General features: G+C 32.9%; 16 protein-coding genes. 11 read left to right on the top strand and 5 right to left on the bottom strand.

Features of this window, described 5'->3' with window-relative positions:
- Positions 1 to 43: 43 nt before the first annotated feature.
- The 3 genes from Q0772_RS09040 to Q0772_RS09030 all read left to right on the top strand — a co-directional run bounded on the left by Q0772_RS09040 (position 44) and on the right by Q0772_RS09030 (position 4,547).
- Positions 44 to 1,678, top strand: a complete 1,635-nt coding sequence (locus Q0772_RS09040; protein WP_298343238.1) for a CTP synthase — start codon at positions 44 to 46, stop codon at positions 1,676 to 1,678.
- A gap of 130 nt (positions 1,679 to 1,808) precedes the next feature.
- Positions 1,809 to 3,695 (top strand): membrane protein insertase YidC, encoded by a 1,887-nt coding sequence (yidC, locus tag Q0772_RS09035; RefSeq protein WP_298343236.1) that lies wholly within the window; start codon positions 1,809 to 1,811, stop codon positions 3,693 to 3,695.
- 147 nt (positions 3,696 to 3,842) lie between these two features.
- On the top strand, positions 3,843 to 4,547 hold the full coding sequence (locus Q0772_RS09030) for a toxin-antitoxin system YwqK family antitoxin (protein ID WP_298343231.1): 705 nt from the start codon (positions 3,843 to 3,845) through the stop codon (positions 4,545 to 4,547).
- 82 nt (positions 4,548 to 4,629) lie between these two features.
- On the opposite strand, the gene Q0772_RS09025 is transcribed toward Q0772_RS09030, so the two are convergent.
- Positions 4,630 to 6,030: a fasciclin domain-containing protein gene (locus Q0772_RS09025; protein ID WP_298343229.1), complete on the bottom strand. Its 1,401-nt coding sequence runs from the start codon at positions 6,028 to 6,030 to the stop codon at positions 4,630 to 4,632.
- Between the two features lie 185 nt (positions 6,031 to 6,215).
- Here Q0772_RS09025 and mnmA point away from each other — a divergent pair, with 185 nt between their 5' ends.
- The 5 genes from mnmA to Q0772_RS09000 all read left to right on the top strand — a co-directional run bounded on the left by mnmA (position 6,216) and on the right by Q0772_RS09000 (position 10,839).
- Entirely contained in the window at positions 6,216 to 7,403 is a 1,188-nt protein-coding gene (gene mnmA, locus Q0772_RS09020) for a tRNA 2-thiouridine(34) synthase MnmA (RefSeq protein WP_298343226.1), read from the top strand.
- Between the two features lie 23 nt (positions 7,404 to 7,426).
- Entirely contained in the window at positions 7,427 to 8,368 is a 942-nt protein-coding gene (locus Q0772_RS09015; protein ID WP_298343223.1) for a nitronate monooxygenase, read from the top strand.
- Between the two features lie 279 nt (positions 8,369 to 8,647).
- Complete coding sequence (locus tag Q0772_RS09010; protein WP_298343220.1) at positions 8,648 to 10,039, top strand: MATE family efflux transporter; 1,392 nt, start codon at positions 8,648 to 8,650, stop codon at positions 10,037 to 10,039.
- Positions 10,036 to 10,263, top strand: a complete 228-nt coding sequence (locus Q0772_RS09005) for a hypothetical protein (protein ID WP_298343217.1) — start codon at positions 10,036 to 10,038, stop codon at positions 10,261 to 10,263. The genes Q0772_RS09010 and Q0772_RS09005 overlap by 4 nt, the downstream gene beginning before the upstream one ends.
- Positions 10,264 to 10,266: 3 nt before the next feature.
- On the top strand, positions 10,267 to 10,839 hold the full coding sequence (locus Q0772_RS09000) for a phosphatase PAP2 family protein (protein WP_298343215.1): 573 nt from the start codon (positions 10,267 to 10,269) through the stop codon (positions 10,837 to 10,839).
- Here the strand turns inward: Q0772_RS09000 and meaB are convergent.
- The 3 genes from meaB to Q0772_RS08985 are packed head-to-tail and all read right to left on the bottom strand — an operon-like array spanning position 10,836 to position 12,985.
- Positions 10,836 to 11,912 (bottom strand): methylmalonyl Co-A mutase-associated GTPase MeaB, encoded by a 1,077-nt coding sequence (meaB, locus tag Q0772_RS08995; RefSeq protein ID WP_298343211.1) that lies wholly within the window; start codon positions 11,910 to 11,912, stop codon positions 10,836 to 10,838. The two genes, Q0772_RS09000 and meaB, sit on opposite strands and share 4 nt — an antisense overlap.
- Before the next feature lie 57 nt (positions 11,913 to 11,969).
- Entirely contained in the window at positions 11,970 to 12,410 is a 441-nt protein-coding gene (locus Q0772_RS08990) for a hypothetical protein (protein ID WP_298343208.1), read from the bottom strand.
- Between the two features lie 20 nt (positions 12,411 to 12,430).
- A complete protein-coding gene (locus tag Q0772_RS08985; RefSeq protein WP_298343205.1) occupies positions 12,431 to 12,985 on the bottom strand; it encodes a DUF2911 domain-containing protein in 555 nt (184 codons plus the stop codon).
- 387 nt (positions 12,986 to 13,372) lie between these two features.
- On the opposite strand from Q0772_RS08985, the gene Q0772_RS08980 reads away from it, so the two are divergent.
- The 3 genes from Q0772_RS08980 to Q0772_RS08970 are packed head-to-tail and all read left to right on the top strand — an operon-like array spanning position 13,373 to position 16,117.
- On the top strand, positions 13,373 to 13,924 hold the full coding sequence (locus Q0772_RS08980) for an RNA polymerase sigma factor (protein WP_298343202.1): 552 nt from the start codon (positions 13,373 to 13,375) through the stop codon (positions 13,922 to 13,924).
- Complete coding sequence (locus Q0772_RS08975) at positions 13,908 to 14,492, top strand: hypothetical protein (RefSeq protein WP_298343199.1); 585 nt, start codon at positions 13,908 to 13,910, stop codon at positions 14,490 to 14,492. Before Q0772_RS08980 ends, Q0772_RS08975 begins: the two co-directional genes overlap by 17 nt.
- A gap of 11 nt (positions 14,493 to 14,503) precedes the next feature.
- Positions 14,504 to 16,117, top strand: a complete 1,614-nt coding sequence (locus tag Q0772_RS08970) for a DUF4097 family beta strand repeat-containing protein (protein WP_298343197.1) — start codon at positions 14,504 to 14,506, stop codon at positions 16,115 to 16,117.
- Between the two features lie 43 nt (positions 16,118 to 16,160).
- On the opposite strand, the gene Q0772_RS08965 is transcribed toward Q0772_RS08970, so the two are convergent.
- Positions 16,161 to 16,502 (bottom strand): GNAT family N-acetyltransferase, encoded by a 342-nt coding sequence (locus Q0772_RS08965; protein ID WP_298343562.1) that lies wholly within the window; start codon positions 16,500 to 16,502, stop codon positions 16,161 to 16,163.
- Positions 16,503 to 16,811: the final 309 nt, after the last annotated feature.

The raw sequence follows: 16,811 nt of genomic DNA, 5'->3' as shown, positions 1-16,811 counted from the left end.
ACTATTTTAATTTTGTAAATTTGCCTGCGTTTATAAGCGCAACATGACAAGTACAACAAAATATATCTTTGTAACCGGCGGTGTTACATCTTCCTTAGGAAAAGGAATCATTGCAGCATCCCTTGCTAAATTACTTCAAGCTCAAGGTTATCGAGTTACTATTCAAAAATTAGACCCATATATTAATGTAGACCCAGGAACACTAAATCCTTACGAACATGGTGAATGTTATGTTACTGAAGATGGTGCCGAAACAGATCTGGATTTAGGGCATTATGAGCGTTTTTTAAATCGCCCTACTAGTCAAGCCAATAATGTAACTACGGGTAGAATTTACCAAAGCGTTATTCAAAAAGAACGTCGTGGTGAGTTTTTAGGAAAAACAGTACAGGTTGTTCCTCATATTACAGATGAAATAAAAGAGCGCGTTCAAATTCTTGGTAAATCAGGAGATTATGATATAGTAATTACTGAAATAGGAGGAACAGTAGGGGATATTGAATCGTTACCATATATAGAAGCTGTTCGTCAGTTACGATGGGATTTAGGAGAAGATAACGGCATTGTTATTCATTTAACTTTAGTACCTTATTTATCTGCTGCTGGCGAATTAAAAACTAAACCAACACAACACAGTGTTAAAACTTTAATGGAAAGTGGAGTGCAAGCTGATGTTTTGGTATGTAGAACAGAACGTAACTTACCTAAAGATTTAAAACGTAAACTAGCATTGTTTTGTAATGTTAAGGAAAATGCGGTAATTCAATCTATTGATGCTTCTACTATTTACGACGTACCAAATTTAATGCTTGAAGAAGGTTTAGATAAGGTGGTTCTTGAAAAATTAAATTTAGATAGTTCTAAACCAGATATTGAACAATGGAATCAGTTTGTTCACCGTCATAAAAACCCCAAAACCGAAATCACTATTGGTTTAATAGGAAAGTATGTTGAGCTTCAAGATTCTTATAAATCAATTTTAGAAGCCTTTATTCATGCAGGGGCGGAAAATGAAGTTAAAGTAAATGTAGAGTCAGTACATTCAGAATATATAAATAAAGATAACGCAAAATTAAAACTAGCACATCTTGATGGCGTATTAGTAGCACCAGGTTTTGGAGAACGTGGTATTGATGGTAAAATTGATGCGGTACAATACGTTAGAGAAAACAATGTACCGTTTTTAGGGATTTGTTTAGGAATGCAAATGGCTGTTATAGAATTTTCAAGAAACGTTTTAGGAATAGCTGATGCTGCTTCTACTGAAATGAATGCAAGTACTAACAATCCTGTAATTGGTTTAATGGAAGATCAAAAAAGTATTACTGACAAAGGTGGTACTATGCGTTTAGGAGCTTGGGCTTGTGATTTAAAAATTGGAAGCGCTGTAAGAGATATTTATAAAGCAGAGAATATTAGTGAACGTCACAGACACCGTTATGAATTTAATGGTGATTATAAAGAAAAAATTGAAGCTGCTGGTATGATTGCTACTGGACTAAACCCAGATACAGGTTTGGTTGAAATTGTAGAAATCCCAGAACACCCTTGGTTTGTTGGAGTACAGTATCATCCAGAATATAAGAGCACAGTAGCTAATCCCCATCCGCTTTTTGTTGCTTTTGTTAAAGCCGCATTAACTCATAAGAAAAAGAAAAATAATGCCACTATGGCATAAAAGTAAGATTGGATAGTTTTTTGATTATTCAATACACTTTATAATAATAACGTTTGTCATATTAAGCGCAATCGAAATATCTCTAAAGGAGGTTTTTTATTGCATTCAGAATAACACCAACTAAAATTAGATGGAAGAAAAAAAATTAGATTTAAATTCGATTATAGGTTTTGTACTTATCTTCGGAATATTGGCATATATGCTTTGGCAGAATCAACCCTCTCCTGAAGAAATAGAAGCTCAAGAGAAAGCTAAACAAGAACAGGTTGAAGCAGAAAAGAAGGCTAAAGAACAAGAGCAAACTTTGGTTACTACTGCGAATGATTATGCAGTTGGATCTGATGCAGATTCGCTTCAGGTTATTCAGTTAAAAAACAAATTAGGTGCCTTTGCATATTCAGCTATACAATCTTCAAATAAAGAAACGGTAATAGAAAGCGATTTATTAGCACTTAAATTTAGTAATAAAGGTGGTTATCTTTCAGAAGTGCGTTTAAAGCAGTTTGTTGATTACGATTCAATTCCTATATATTTAATTAAGGATAACAATGCATCTTTTAATATAAATTTTGGAACTACAGATAGTAGAATTCTAAATACAAAGGATTTACCATTTGTGTCATCGGTAACTAAAAATGGAGATGTTACTTTAGTTTCTATGAAGCTTAAGGTTTCTGAAAGTCAGTTTTTAGAATATAGATATGAGATTAAGGAAGGTGATTATATGATAGACTTTGCCATTCGTTCTCAAGGGTTAAGCAATGTAATCAATAGTTCTCAAGCTATAAATTTAGATTGGAAACTTAAAGGGTACCGACATGCGAAAAGTATTTCTTATGAGAATAGATATACCGACATTCATTATGATTATGAGGACGGAAAAGCTGATTATACAAGAGATGGTGAAGATGATATAGAAGATGTATCATGGGTTGGTTACAAACAACACTTCTTTTCTTCAGTATTATTAACTGATAATCGTTTTAAAAACGTAAAAGTTAGGACTGAAAATTTAGTAAAAGATGAAACCATAGATACGGTTTATACTAAAACTTTTGCCACTACTATTCCTTTGGAGTTACAAGGTGGAGAAATCAATCAAACCATGGATTGGTATTACGGACCAAGTGATTTTAAAGTTTTAAATAAATATGATAGAAACCTTGATGAATTGGTTCCATTTGGTTGGGGATTATTTGGTTGGATAAACCGTTATATATTCATGCCACTATTTGGTTTCCTTGGTGGGTTTTTACCATATGGAATTGCTATTGTGGTAATGACGGTTTTAGTAAAAATCTTGTTGTCATTTGTACAGTATAAACAGTTTTTGTCTCAAGCAAAAATGAAAATTTTAAAACCTGAACTTGATGCTATAAGAGCCAAATACAAGGATAACAAAATGAAAGCGCAACAAGAAACTATGGCGCTACAAACCAAAGCAGGTGCAAGTCCCATGGCGGGATGCTTACCAGCTTTAATACAATTGCCAGTATTTTATGCTTTGTTTCAATTTTTTCCTTCTGCGTTTGATTTGAGACAAAAGTCATTCCTTTGGGTGGACGATTTATCGTCTTATGATGTTATTGCAAACTTACCATTCAATATTCCTTTCTATGGTAACCACGTGAGTTTGTTCCCAATATTAGCTTCTATAGCTATTTTCTTTTATATGCGTTTAACTACGGGGCAGAATATGCAATCGCAACCACAGCAAGAAGGTATGCCAGATATGGCGAAAATGATGAAATATATGATGTATTTCTCTCCTATAATGATGTTGTTTTTCTTCAATAACTATGCATCAGGTTTGAGTTTATATTATTTCATATCTAATGTCATTAGTATCGGAATCATATTAGTTATTAAAAACTTTATACTTGATGAAGATAAAATTCATGCTCAGATTCAAGAGAAGAAGAAACAGCCTAAGAAGCAAAATCGTTTTCAAAAGAAAATGTCAGAAATGATGGAACAGGCAGAAAAACAAAAACAAGCGCAACAAAAACGTAAATAATTAAAACTTTACATTGCGTGTAATAGAAAGATCTTGATTTAAATAAATATAAAGCTGTCAATAAAATATTTTGGCAGCTTTTTTGTTATATGCAATTAGAAGACAATTAAGAACAACTTCCGCGAAAGCGATTAACAAAACATAAAAATGAAAAGGTTTTATAGCGTATTGTTTGTAATAATGCTAAGCAATTTGGTTTTTGCTCAAGACATTAATGGGTTTGATAGTAATGGGAAACGTCATGGGAAATGGAAAAAAAATTATGAAGACACTAATATTTTAAGGTACGAAGGTCAGTTTACCCATGGGAAAGAGGTTGGATTATTTAAGTTTTATAAGGCATATAAAAAGAAACCTATTTTGAGTGCTACAAAATTGTTTAATGAAAATGATAATATTACAGAGGTAAAGTTTTTAGCATCAAATGGAAAAGTAATTAGCGAAGGTAAGATGGATGGTAAAACATATATTGGTACTTGGAAATATTATCAAAAAAACTCTGATGAACTACTTACTTTAGAGACTTATAATAATAAAGGAGAATTAGAGGGAGAACGTTTAGTGTACTATCCAAACGGACAGATTGCAGAAAAGAAGAACTATGTATATGGTAAGCTTGAAGGAGAATCTATTTGGTATTCTTTAAAGGGTATTACGTTAAAAAAGTATGTTTATGTAAATGATGAATTACATGGATTGGCAAAGTTTTATAACCCAAAAGGAGAATTGCTGTCTGAAGGTGTTTATAAGAGAGGAAAAAAAGATGGTATTTGGAAGTATTATGAAAATAGTAAGCTGACTAAAGAAAAGGATTTCTCCTATAAACCTAAACGCACAAAAAAAACGCCTTAATTTCTTAAGGCGCCTTTTTCATAGACAATTTTTAGTGGGAATACTAAATGTTTGCCTACAATCAACAAACCAAACTAATTTTTTAATTATCAGCAGGTAGTAATACTCTATCTATAACATGTACTACACCATTAGTTGCATGAACGTTTAATAAAGCTGGTACTAAACCAGCTGCGGTAGGAGATCCAGCTGCGTCTTGAATGGTCAAGGTATCTAAATCGATAGTTACGTTTTGTCCATTTAACATTGGCGCCTGTAAATCGTCTGTTAAATCTGTTGAAAAGATGTACACATTTGGTTCTACTACATGATGTGTAAGTATTGGAACTAAAGTTTCTGGAGCCGTTGCGTTAATTGAAGCAACGTCTGGGAAGCCAGCAGCCATAAAAGCCGCATCAGTTGGAGCAAACACTGTAAAAGGGCCAGTTGTACCAAAAGTATCACCTAAACCTGCTCTCGCTAAAGCAGCAGCCAACATTGTAAATTCTGCAGGATTGCCCCCAGCAAGACTTGCTACTATATCGTTAATTGTGTTTGTTGGAGGTATTAATGTTCTATCAATAACATGTACTACACCATTTGATCCTGCGATATTTGTTGCTGTTACTGTTGTTGTTCCATTAATTGAAACCGCTCCACCAGCGTTGGTAACATATATGTTTTCTCCATTTAAGGTAGGAACTTCAGCAGCAGCTATGCCAGATACAGGTAACATATCTTGCATTATTGTTCCATCAACAAGGTGATATGCTAAAATAGCATCAGCACCATTTACATCAGTAATGCCAGCAGCAGCAAAAGCATCATTTGTTGGAGCAAATAAAGTTAATCCATTATCATTCGGACCGTTGCTTAAAAGTAATTCTAAAACACTTGGGTCTGCTGCTAATACAGCAGCAATTAATGTTGTGAAGTCTTTATTAAAATAAGCTGGAGCAACAATAGTTCCAACTATAGGTAATATTGAAGGTGGTACAATAACGCTATCTACAATATGAACAACACCATTTGTTCCTATTCCATCTATAGCAATAACTGTTGCATTGCCAACAGTAACACCATTTTCATCAACTAAGATATCAACAGATTCACCACCAGCCATAGTTATAGATCCTGATGTAACTTGACTTGCTTGAAGCGCAGCCGAAGTGTAAACGTGATGTTGTAAAACACTCTTTAATACATCTTCAGGAATATCATCAATAGAGGTTTGACCTATGGCAGCTAATAGGTCTGCAAAAGCATCATTATTTGGTGCAAATACAGTAAATGTACCATCATTGCTCAACAAGCTTACTAAATCTGGATATTTAACAAGTGCAGATACCAAACTAGATAATTCTGGAGTTGCTTGAGCTATCGCAACAATGCTACTGGTAGGAACAAATTCACCTGAACTGTCATCGTCATTACTACATGAGGTTACTAAAATCAATCCTATAAAAAGGAGAGATAAATTTCTGAGGTTTCTTAATACTTTCATCTTTTTAATAATTATTAGTTACTATTTGTTTAACAAAAATAGTAAATTGTTAAACATTATTACAAATTTGTTTAATAAAATTAAGTTAAAATTAAACAAAAATGTATTTCATCGATGTTTTTAAAGAATTAATAGCTAACAAATATCTTGTTATAATATGTATCTTTGTATCCTAATTTTTTTGAATGAAACGAGTAATTATAGGTCTTTCAGGAGGTGTAGATTCTAGTGTAGCCGCTTATTTATTAAAGCAGCAAGGTTATGAGGTTATTGGCTTGTTTATGAAAAACTGGCATGATGATTCTGTGACAATATCTGATGAGTGTCCTTGGTTAGATGATAGTAATGATGCAATGTTAGTAGCTGAAAAATTAGGAATTCCATTTCAAACTGTTGATTTAAGTGAGCAATATAAAGAGCGTATAGTAAACTATATGTTTAACGAATATGAAAAAGGGAGAACACCTAATCCTGATGTTTTATGTAATAGAGAGATTAAGTTTGATGTATTTATGAAAATTGCTCTGGAACTTGGAGCAGATTTTGTTGCTACAGGACATTATTGTAGAAAGGGCGTTATAAAAAAAGATAGTAATGAGATTTATAAGCTATTAGCGGGAGTTGATAATAATAAAGATCAGTCTTATTTTCTTTGTCAGTTATCTCAAGAACAATTGGCTAAATCTTTATTCCCTATAGGCGAGTTAACAAAACCAGAAGTAAGAGACATTGCTACTAAATTAGATTTGGTTACTGCAGATAAAAAAGATTCTCAAGGGTTGTGTTTTATAGGAAAAGTAAAACTACCAGACTTTTTGCAGCAACAATTAAAACCTAAAGAGGGTGTTATTGTTGAAGTATCAAAAGAACAAGACATATACAATAAGGTTAAAACTGATTTTAACTCTGAAGAAGAAAAGCTAAAGTATTTATCTCGAAAAATAAATTATAAAGTAGATTTAGGTAAAGTTGTAGGTAAACATCAAGGTGCTCATTATTTTACTAAAGGACAAAGAAAAGGGCTAGGAGTTGGAGGAACCATAGAACCTTTATTTGTAATTGATACTGATGTAAAAGAAAATGTGATTTATACAGGTCAAGGAAAGGAACATCCGGGACTTTTAAAAAAGGCCTTATTTGTTTCTAATGAAGAATTGCACTGGGTGCGCGAAGATTTAAAACTTCATTTAGATGAAACTTTGGAAGTAATGGCTAGAATTAGATATAGACAATCTTTACAAAAAGCTAAATTACATAAGGTTGACAGCGGTATGTATGTTGAGTTTGAAGAATTTCAGTCAGCAATGGCAGAAGGTCAGTTTGTTGCTTGGTATATTGATAATGAGCTTATTGGCTCTGGAGTTATTTCTTAATTCATAACATATTTCAAAATTTCATGGCAAATAGGATAACTAATTTATTTAATATTAAGTATCCCATCATTCAAGCAGGAATGATTTGGAATAGTGGTTGGCGTTTAGCATCTGCTGCTAGTAATTCAGGTGTTTTGGGCCTTATTGGTGCAGGTTCTATGTATCCAGAAGTACTGAGAGAGCACATTCAAAAGTGTAAAAAAGCGACTAATAATCCGTTTGGGGTAAATGTTCCTATGTTATATCCAAATATCAAACAGATTATGGATATCATAGTAGAAGAGGATGTGAAAATCGTATTCACCTCTGCTGGAAATCCAAAAACATGGACAAATTGGTTACAAGAACAAGGTATAACTGTGGTGCATGTAGTGAGTAGTGTAAAGTTTGCATTAAAAGCGCAAGAAGCTGGTGTTGATGCAATAGTTGCAGAGGGCTTTGAAGCTGGAGGTCATAATGGAAGAGATGAAACAACAACACTAACCTTAATACCAATGGTTAAAGCGCATATTAAGATTCCTTTAATTGCAGCTGGAGGTATAGCCACCGGAAGCGCCATGTTAGCTACCATGGTTTTGGGAGCAGATGGTGTACAAATAGGGAGCAGATTTGTAGCTAGTAATGAAAGTTCAGCACATATAGATTTTAAAAAAATGGTTGTTGAGGCTAGGGAAGGAGATACCCAGCTTACTTTGAAAGAGTTAGCCCCAGTGCGATTGATTAAAAATGATTTTTATAATCAAGTTCAACATTTATATAAGTCTGCTCCAACAGTTGAACAACTAAAAGAACTACTAGGTAGAGCGAGAGCTAAACGCGGCATGTTTGAAGGTGATTTGAATGAAGGTGAGTTAGAGATCGGGCAAATTTCAGGATTGATAGATGATATTAAACCAGTATCTGATATTGTTAAAGATATCATTAAGGAATTTGAAGAAGCAAAAAAAGGTGTTACAGAATTATAGTTTATAAAGAAAAAATAAAATAAAAAAGGAGGAAATTTATTTCCTCCTTTTCATTTAGAAACCTAGCACTAATTTTTATCCCTATAAATAAAGCTAAGTGTTCCTACTCGCTATAAACCTACTAGGGAGATTGATTTGGAGCGCAGCAAATGTAATATAATACTACAAAATGCTATTACGAAATTACAAATAATTATTAACATTTGTTAATTAACCATTTCTGCAAAAAGATTAATTACAAATTTTTAAAAGATAAAAGCTAAATATTACTTTTGCTCAATGCATTTTTCAAACTACACTAAAGAGTTCAAATATAATTGGCAATTAGCCGCTCCAGTGATGCTAGGAATGTTGGGACATACCTTTGTTAGTTTTATTGACAATATTATGGTTGGACAACTGGGAACTGCTGAACTTGCAGCAGTCTCTTTGGGTAATAGTTTTATGTTTATAGCCATGTCTTTAGGAATTGGTTTTTCAACAGCTATTACACCTTTAGTAGCAGAAGCTGATGCTGCCAAAGACTTTTTAAAAGGAAAATCATCCTTTAAACATGGGTTGTTTCTTTGCACTGTTTTGGGGGTATTACTTTTTTTAGTAGTTTTTTTTGCAAAACCCTTAATGTATTTGATGAAACAACCTGTTGAGGTTGTTAAACTAGCAATTCCTTATCTAGATTTAGTAGCTGTCTCACTAATTCCTTTAATAATTTTTCAAGGATTTAAACAGTTTAGCGATGGTTTATCTATGACTAAATATCCAATGTATGCCACTTTGCTTGCAAATATTGTTAATATTATTTTAAACTATATATTAATTTTTGGAAAGTTTGGTTTTCCAGAATTGGGTATCGTTGGAGCTGCTTATGGAACATTAGCATCAAGAGTTATAATGGTTCTTTATTTATGGTTTTTACTCAAGGGTAAAGAAAAGTCAAGAGCATTCGTTACCAATATTAAGTTTTTTGTATTAGACAGTTTGATGATAAAAAAAATCATCAATTTAGGAGCTCCCAGTGCGATGCAGATGTTTTTTGAAGTAGCCATTTTTACAGCTGCTATTTGGTTAAGTGGTTTGTTAGGTAAAAATCCACAAGCAGCAAATCAAATTGCTTTAAATTTAAGCTCCATGACTTTTATGGTCGCTATGGGGCTTAGTGTAGCTGCTATGGTACGTGTTGGCAATCAAAAGGGTTTAAAAGCTTACTTTGAACTTAGAAGGATAGCTTTTTCATTATTCTTTATGGGAACATTATTAGCCTTCGGTTTTGCAATACTGTTTTTTGTATTTCATGATTATTTACCAAAAATATATGTGGATTATGACGATGCTGAAAACTTAACTGATAATATGGAAGTGGTAAGTATTGCTTCAAAATTATTAATTGCAGCAGCCATTTTTCAAATAAGTGATAGTATACAGGTTTTAGTATTAGGAGCACTTCGTGGCTTACAGGATGTTAAAATACCAACTTTAATAACTTTTGTTTCGTATTGGATAATTGGATTTCCAGTGAGTTGGTTTTTTGGTAAAGAAGAAGCTTATGGCAGTTTTGGAATTTGGTTGGGTTTATTAGCAGGTTTAACTACTGCGGCAATTTTATTGTATATAAGGTTTAACTATTTGACTAAAAGGTTAATTTTGTCTGAACAACAAATAATAAAAACATGAGTCTTCCAAAATTTATTTTAGGTGATAACACGGAATTTCCGAATGCTATTTATGTGGTTCATACAGAATTTCCTAGGTTTATTATTAATCTTGAAAACGATGATGTAGAATGGTTTGAAGATTTTGATGCCGAAGATCAGAAAGAATTGGAAACTGAAACAGAAAATGCTATAAAGGAAGCTACCGAATTTTATGATAGTGAGGTTGCTAAATACAATGAATAAAATATGATAGAGCAACTTCTAGAATACGATACTGAGTTATTTTTATATTTAAACGGGTTGGGTTCTGATTCTTGGGATGCTTTGTGGTTAAGTATTACCAACAAATTTATTTTTGGGTCTGTTTTAGGCGTGTTGCTACTTTATTTATTTTATAAAAAATTTGGATTAAAAGCTATGGTTATTTTAATTTTAGTTATGGCTTTGATGATTACATTTACTGATCAAATTACAAATGTATTTAAAAGAGGTTTTGCAAGACCTAGACCATGCGGAGCGGATGAAATTGCCGATAAAGTGCGTTTTATTGCAGTACGATGTGGTAAATATGGTTTCTTTTCTGGGCATTCATCAAACTCTATGGCTGTAGCCATTTTTGGTGGTTTGTTATTGAAACCTTTTTTTAAAAAGTTAATATATCTCTTGATTTTAGTTAGCTTAATAGTTGCTTACAGCAGAATATATTTAGGTGTTCATTACCCTTTAGATATTGTTTGCGGACTAACATTTGGAATGATATCTGGCTTTCTGTTTTATAAATTTGCAAACTATTTATTAAAACGATTTGTAACAACTTAATTGCTTAGACTTAACAAATAATCTGCAGCGGCAAAAGGAGTTGTTTTGTTTTCTGCAATAAGTTGGATTTGATTTTCTAAAGCTTTTTTGATTTTTGGCTTATTAAAAAAGTTTGATTTTAGCTGCTCTTCTATGGTTTGAATAAGCCAATACTTATTTTGTTCATAACGCTTTTGGTTGAAGAAATTATTTTGAGAAGTGGTTTCAACGTATTGTAAAATGATATTCCAAATGGTATCAACGCCTTCATTTTTAAGGGCGCTACAAAGCGTGACTTTAGGTTGCCAATTTGATGATTTTTCAGGATAGAGGTGAAGCGCTCGATTAAATTCTACTTTGGCAAGTTTGGCTTGTTTCAGGTTATCGCCATCTGCTTTATTTATAGCAATAGTATCTGCCATTTCTATAATACCACGTTTTATACCTTGAAGCTCATCACCAGCACCAGCTAATTTTAAGAGTAAGAAGAAATCGACCATACTATGCACGGTGGTTTCACTTTGGCCAACACCAACAGTTTCAATAATAATAACATCAAAACCAGCTGCTTCACAAAGTATAATGGTTTCTCTTGTTTTTCTGGCAACACCACCTAAAGATTCACCAGAAGCTGAAGGACGAATAAAGGCATTTTTGTCTTTTACTAAATCTTCCATTCTTGTTTTATCTCCTAAGATGCTACCTTTGGTAATAGTGCTGCTTGGGTCTATAGCTAAAATTGCAACACGTTTTCCTTGAGCAGTAAGGTGTTTCCCGAAGGCTTCAATAAATGTACTTTTTCCAACACCAGGAACACCAGTAATGCCAATTCTAATTGAGTTGTTGGCATGAGGCAAACATGCTTTTAAAATATTGCTTGCTTTGTCTTTATGCTTTTGGTTTTTACTTTCAATAAGTGTTATGGCTCTGCTTAATGCTGTTATGTCTTGTTTTAAAAGTGCATTTACCAATTTGGTTTCATCAATATTTGATTTACGCTTTTGTTGAATGGAATTTATAGAAGATTGGTTTGTGATTTCTGAAATAGAAACGCCTTTTTGTTCTTGTAATGCCGATTTTTTTTTCTTTGACACCTGGAGATGAAAGTTTGTCTAATTTACAATTTTATTTTAAGAGGAATAACAAGAGAATTATTTAGTTTTTACAAACTCTTCGGTAAACGAATCATCCCATTTAAAGGAATTTATAAACCAACCATTTTCACTTCTGTAATAAGTAAAAACGATTCTTATTGCGCTATATGTATACCTCATAATGTATGTTTCTCTTAGTGCAATATCAGATATATGCTCATCTTTTATTTTAGTTACATCTAAGCGTTTGCCAAAACGAGTTTCTAAAATATTCATGTATTTAATGGTTTTTTCTTGTAACGCCTCCATTTCGTTTTTTGGAAGCGGCCAATATTGTTCTAAGATTTGAAAGGATTTAGAAATTTTGTTTTCACTGAATAACCCTGCAACTTGTTTTGATAACTTTTGTGTTTCAATTTGGTTTGCTAAAGTTTTACTTTGGGCGGATAAGTAATATGTAAATAAAGATAAAATTGAAATGAGCACTATTTTTTTCATGACAATGATTGTGATATTAATTATTTTAAAGGAACTGCAACCTTAACATCATCCCAGGCCATGGTTAAAAAGAGGTTATCTGTTGAATTATCAAATGCTATGGTGAATTGCTCTACTGTGTTTTGTAATTTTTGTACGGGAACTTCGATGGTTAAGGCATCATAATTTGGATCCCACATGGGTTTCATTTCGGCATTTACACCCCAAGAGTATTGTTTGGTATTAAACATTACGGTCCAGATAGAATCTCTAGGAACGGTCCATAATGTATATTTACCTACTGCTAAAGGCATACCTTTAACCTCAAGGGGTTTGTTGGTTTCAAAAGTAGTAGCTTCGTTGGCTCCTGTTCGCCATACCTCACCATGAGGTACAAGGGCACCAAAAATTTCACGATCTTTTTTAAACGGCCTGTTATAAAAGACTTCGAGTTTTAAATCGTTTAATTTAAACTCTACAGTATCTTTAGGACTTAGGCGTTGTGCAAAGATATTTTCAACAAAAGCGGAGTATAAAAATAGTCCTAATGCTATTATGGATAATAGAATTAAGACACGTTTTAGGAAGGTGTTCATAGACAGCAATTTATTAAAGTATAAAGATAATTTAAATGCAATAACCAGTAAAGAACAAACGGTAATTTATTTAGTTTTGTTGTAGAGGTGCTATATGTTAGAATGGGCTTAAAGTATAAGGAAAGCGAGGATTGAGAATAAAGTAAAGGACGATGTGAATTTGTAAATTGAGACTTTAACTGTGATTGAAAACATAATTTAGCTGATGTGCCCGCGTTAGGGATAGTAGTGGAAAGCCCGCAGGAACGAGGACTTGTAACGAATAGCCCGACCCTTGTGGTAACGCCCAAAAACTAAAATAATTTATATTTTTTTAAATTTTTTGCAACACTGTATTTTTTTAATCGTCTTTTAAACGAACTAACTTAAACCAAAAGTAGAACAAGCATGTTTCAAGTTGACATTATTGAACAATGTAAACAGAACAACCGCAAAGCACAATTGCAGTTATACAACCAGTACTGCGACGGGATGTATATTGTTGCAAAACGGTTTTTGAAAGATGCAGCTGATGCTGAAGATGTGGTGCAAGAAGCTTTCATCAAAGCTTTTACAAAATTGCATCAATATAAGGCAGAAGTAACTTTTGGCGCATGGTTAAAACGTATTGTTGTTAATAAGAGTATTGACTTCTTAAAAGCTAGAAAACAACATCTTGTTGAGCTAGAAGAGGTGCACCTGAAAGTGGTTGATACTGATAAAGATGACAAATGGTTAGTTGAAGATACAATAACACTTAACGATGTAAAGGCAGCTATTGACGAGTTGCCGGAAAAGTATCAGTATGTTGTTATGTTATATTTAATTGAAGGATACGATCATCAGGAAATTTCGGAAATTCTGAGTATTTCTGAGGTAGCATCAAGAACTCAATTATCTAGAGGAAAAGTAAAATTACAAAACCTTTTAAAACTTAAAAAAAATGGCACAAGATCTTAGAGAGTTATTTAAAAATGAGAAAGTAACACATGAAAAGATGCCTAAAAATCATCAGAAACGCTTTTTAGATAAGCTAGATGTGGTGTTGCCTGAACAAAAGCAAAAGCAATCAAAGTTTAATTGGATGCAAATAGCAGCAAGCGTTGTGGTGCTTTTAGGTTTGAGTTTTGGAGCTTTTAAATATTTTCAGCCAGAAATTATTGGCGATACTCCAGAGATTGCCAACACAAAAACAGAAGATACTAAAACTTTAGGTGATGTTTCGCCTGGTTTAAAAAAGGTTGAAGATTATTATTTAGCAAGTATTAATTTAGAGTTGTCTAAAATGACATACACACCTGAAACCAAGGAGTTGTTTGATGGATATTTAATTCAATTAAATGCTTTAGATAAAGAATATAAAAAACTTTCTTTAGAATTAACAGAATCTGGACCAAGTGAATTAACAGTTAATGCATTAATTGATAATTTGAAACTTCGTTTGAACTTATTGTATCGATTAAGAGAACAATTACAAAAATTTAATACTTCTGATGCACTTGCTGGTGAGGTATCACAATCAATCTAAAAAATCAAAAAATGAACAAAACTAAAATAAAAATGAAACTTGTAGCACTCTGCTTTCTTATAACAGGAAGCTTGATAGCGCAACAAAAGCTAACAAAAATATCACAATCTATTAAAGTAGATAAAGATGTTGTTGTTAATCTTAATACAAGTTATAGTAACATTGTATTTGATACATGGAACAAAAATACTATTGAAATTGAAGCCTATGTTGAAGGTGAAAAATTGAGTCAGGAAGAGTTAGAAGATGCCCTTAAGCATTGGGATGTAGATATTGATGCTACTAGTAGTAAAGTTTCAATTAGTACAAGAGGTGGACAATCGCGGTCATTATGGCTGCATGGAGATTCTGAAAGTTGTGATGGTTGTGAGCATGATAACCACCCGATAGGTGCTATATTAAATGAACTTAAATTTGAATTGGCAGATATGCCTGAAATGAATTTTGATTTCGATTTTGAAATGCCAGAGATGCCAGAGATGCCTGAAATGCCAGAGATGCCTGAACTACCAGAATTGCCAGAGGGTGTTAATGCGATTCAGTTTAACTATGAAGAATATCAAAAAAATGGTGAAAAGTATTTAGAAGAATGGTCTCAAAATTTCGAATCCCGTTATGGAAAGGACTATGCTAAAAAGATGGAAGCTTGGGGCGAAAAATTTGGTAAAGAATGGGGTGAGAAGTTTGGAGAAGATTACGCTAAAAAGATGGAAGCTTGGGGCGAGAAATTTGGTAAAGAGTGGGAAGAGAAGTATGCTAAAGAAATGGAAGAATGGGGTGAGAATTTTGCTGAGCGTATGGAAAGTCAAGCTGAACGCATAGAAGCGCAAGCAGAGCGTGTTGAAGCACAAAAAGCCCGTGCCGAAGCAATGAAAGAACGAGCTAAGGTTCGTGCTGAGGAAAGCAAAACTAGAGCAGAAGCTATGAAGGTAAGAGCTAAAGCTCGTGCTGAAGAGCAAAAGAAGCGTTCTAAGGAACGTGCTATTTTAATTAAAGATAGAGAACGTGAGGTTGAAGGGCTATTTCATAACAGATCGAATCCGAATGTTAAGAAAACGATTAAAATAAAAATGCCAAAAGACGCTAAGTTAAAAGTAAATGTTAAGCATGGTGAAATACAATTTGCAGCAAATATTGAGAACTTAGAGGCGGATTTACAATACACAAAATTTACAGCAGAAAGCATTAATGGAAGTTTAACTTCCATTAATGCTTCTTATTCCCCTATATATGTTACGAATTGGAATTTAGGAGAATTGAATCTGAATTATGTAAAAGATGTTGAATTGGAAAATGTTGAGCATCTGGTTTTAAATGCTGTATCATCCAATATTGATGTAGAAAATTTATTTGGAAGCGCTATTATAGATGGTAATATTGGTGATGTGAAAATTTTTAATATTGATGATAATTTTATCAGTTTGAATATGATCCTTCAGAATAATGATGCTTTTATTAAGTTACCTACAGTAGATTGTAATTTAAGATATAAGGGTACACGATCTCATTTTAATCATCCAGAGCAAGCAAATGATGCCCACACCACTAACTTTTTAACTGGAAGTTTGTCTAGTGGGAAAAATATTGTAATTAACGCTAAATATAGCAATGTAACTATGGAATAAAAAACTACTTTTCTAGCCCTTATAATCTTGAGTTTTCACTTCTTTAACTACTTATTTTCCAATATTCTATTTTCTTTCTTACAATAAAACCAAGCTTATTATATAAGTTAATTGGTCCCAGATTGGTTTCATCTACGTGTAAAAAAGGGGTTTTATTATCCTCAAAAATTTTATTTGAAGCATACGTTATAAGCTGTTTTGCATAGCCATTACCTAAATAATCTGGATGTGTTGCTACTGCGCTAATTTCAGTAAAGTGTTTTGTTTGCATACGCTCACCCGCTACAGATACTAATATATTGCTTTTATAGATGCCATAGTATCGCCCTAGCTTACTTGTTTTTTCTTTAAAAAAATGCGGATATACAAGTTTAATTAAACCCATTAAATCTTCAAGGTGCTTTTCTTGGAGTTCAATGACAGTTTCTGTTATGGGTAGTTTTATTTTTTCACGAAGTATCATTTGTAAACCAACATATTTAATTGCGGGCTTAAATTTAGGGGGCATTATTGGTATATTACCAACTATAAAAAAGTCTTTTATTAGTTTTGAGTGTTTTAGGATAACTTCTGCAGTGTTTTCACTATTTATAAATGCTCCAAATGGGGCATAGTCCGTTTTATAAAATTTCACATTACCATAATCTATACAATATCCAGATTGTTTTTCGGTTAAAGCAAACCAAACAGGGTT

It is taken from the genome of uncultured Algibacter sp. (assembly GCF_947490405.1).
GTDB lineage: Bacteria > Bacteroidota > Bacteroidia > Flavobacteriales > Flavobacteriaceae > Algibacter_B.
Note: the sequence above shows the minus strand (reverse complement) of the source record. Positions and strands in the feature narration are given on the sequence as shown.

Bases quoted from the DNA above. Each gene is read 5' to 3' on its own strand.
- Q0772_RS09005 (WP_298343217.1), top strand. From the start codon at position 10,036: ATGAGTCTTCCAAAATTTATTTTAGGTGATAACACGGAATTTCCGAAT.
- Q0772_RS09040 (WP_298343238.1), top strand. From the start codon at position 44: ATGACAAGTACAACAAAATATATCTTTGTAACCGGCGGTGTTACATCT.
- Q0772_RS09015 (WP_298343223.1), top strand. From the start codon at position 7,427: ATGGCAAATAGGATAACTAATTTATTTAATATTAAGTATCCCATCATT.
- mnmA (WP_298343226.1), top strand. From the start codon at position 6,216: ATGAAACGAGTAATTATAGGTCTTTCAGGAGGTGTAGATTCTAGTGTA.
- Q0772_RS09030 (WP_298343231.1), top strand. From the start codon at position 3,843: ATGAAAAGGTTTTATAGCGTATTGTTTGTAATAATGCTAAGCAATTTG.
- Q0772_RS08970 (WP_298343197.1), top strand. From the start codon at position 14,504: ATGAACAAAACTAAAATAAAAATGAAACTTGTAGCACTCTGCTTTCTT.
- Q0772_RS09010 (WP_298343220.1), top strand. From the start codon at position 8,648: ATGCATTTTTCAAACTACACTAAAGAGTTCAAATATAATTGGCAATTA.
- Q0772_RS08985 (WP_298343205.1), bottom strand. From the start codon at position 12,985: ATGAACACCTTCCTAAAACGTGTCTTAATTCTATTATCCATAATAGCA.
- Q0772_RS08975 (WP_298343199.1), top strand. From the start codon at position 13,908: ATGGCACAAGATCTTAGAGAGTTATTTAAAAATGAGAAAGTAACACAT.
- yidC (WP_298343236.1), top strand. From the start codon at position 1,809: ATGGAAGAAAAAAAATTAGATTTAAATTCGATTATAGGTTTTGTACTT.
- Q0772_RS08980 (WP_298343202.1), top strand. From the start codon at position 13,373: ATGTTTCAAGTTGACATTATTGAACAATGTAAACAGAACAACCGCAAA.
- Q0772_RS09025 (WP_298343229.1), bottom strand. From the start codon at position 6,030: ATGAAAGTATTAAGAAACCTCAGAAATTTATCTCTCCTTTTTATAGGA.
- Q0772_RS08990 (WP_298343208.1), bottom strand. From the start codon at position 12,410: ATGAAAAAAATAGTGCTCATTTCAATTTTATCTTTATTTACATATTAC.
- Q0772_RS09000 (WP_298343215.1), top strand. From the start codon at position 10,267: ATGATAGAGCAACTTCTAGAATACGATACTGAGTTATTTTTATATTTA.
- Q0772_RS08965 (WP_298343562.1), bottom strand. From the start codon at position 16,502: ATGGGTTTAATTAAACTTGTATATCCGCATTTTTTTAAAGAAAAAACA.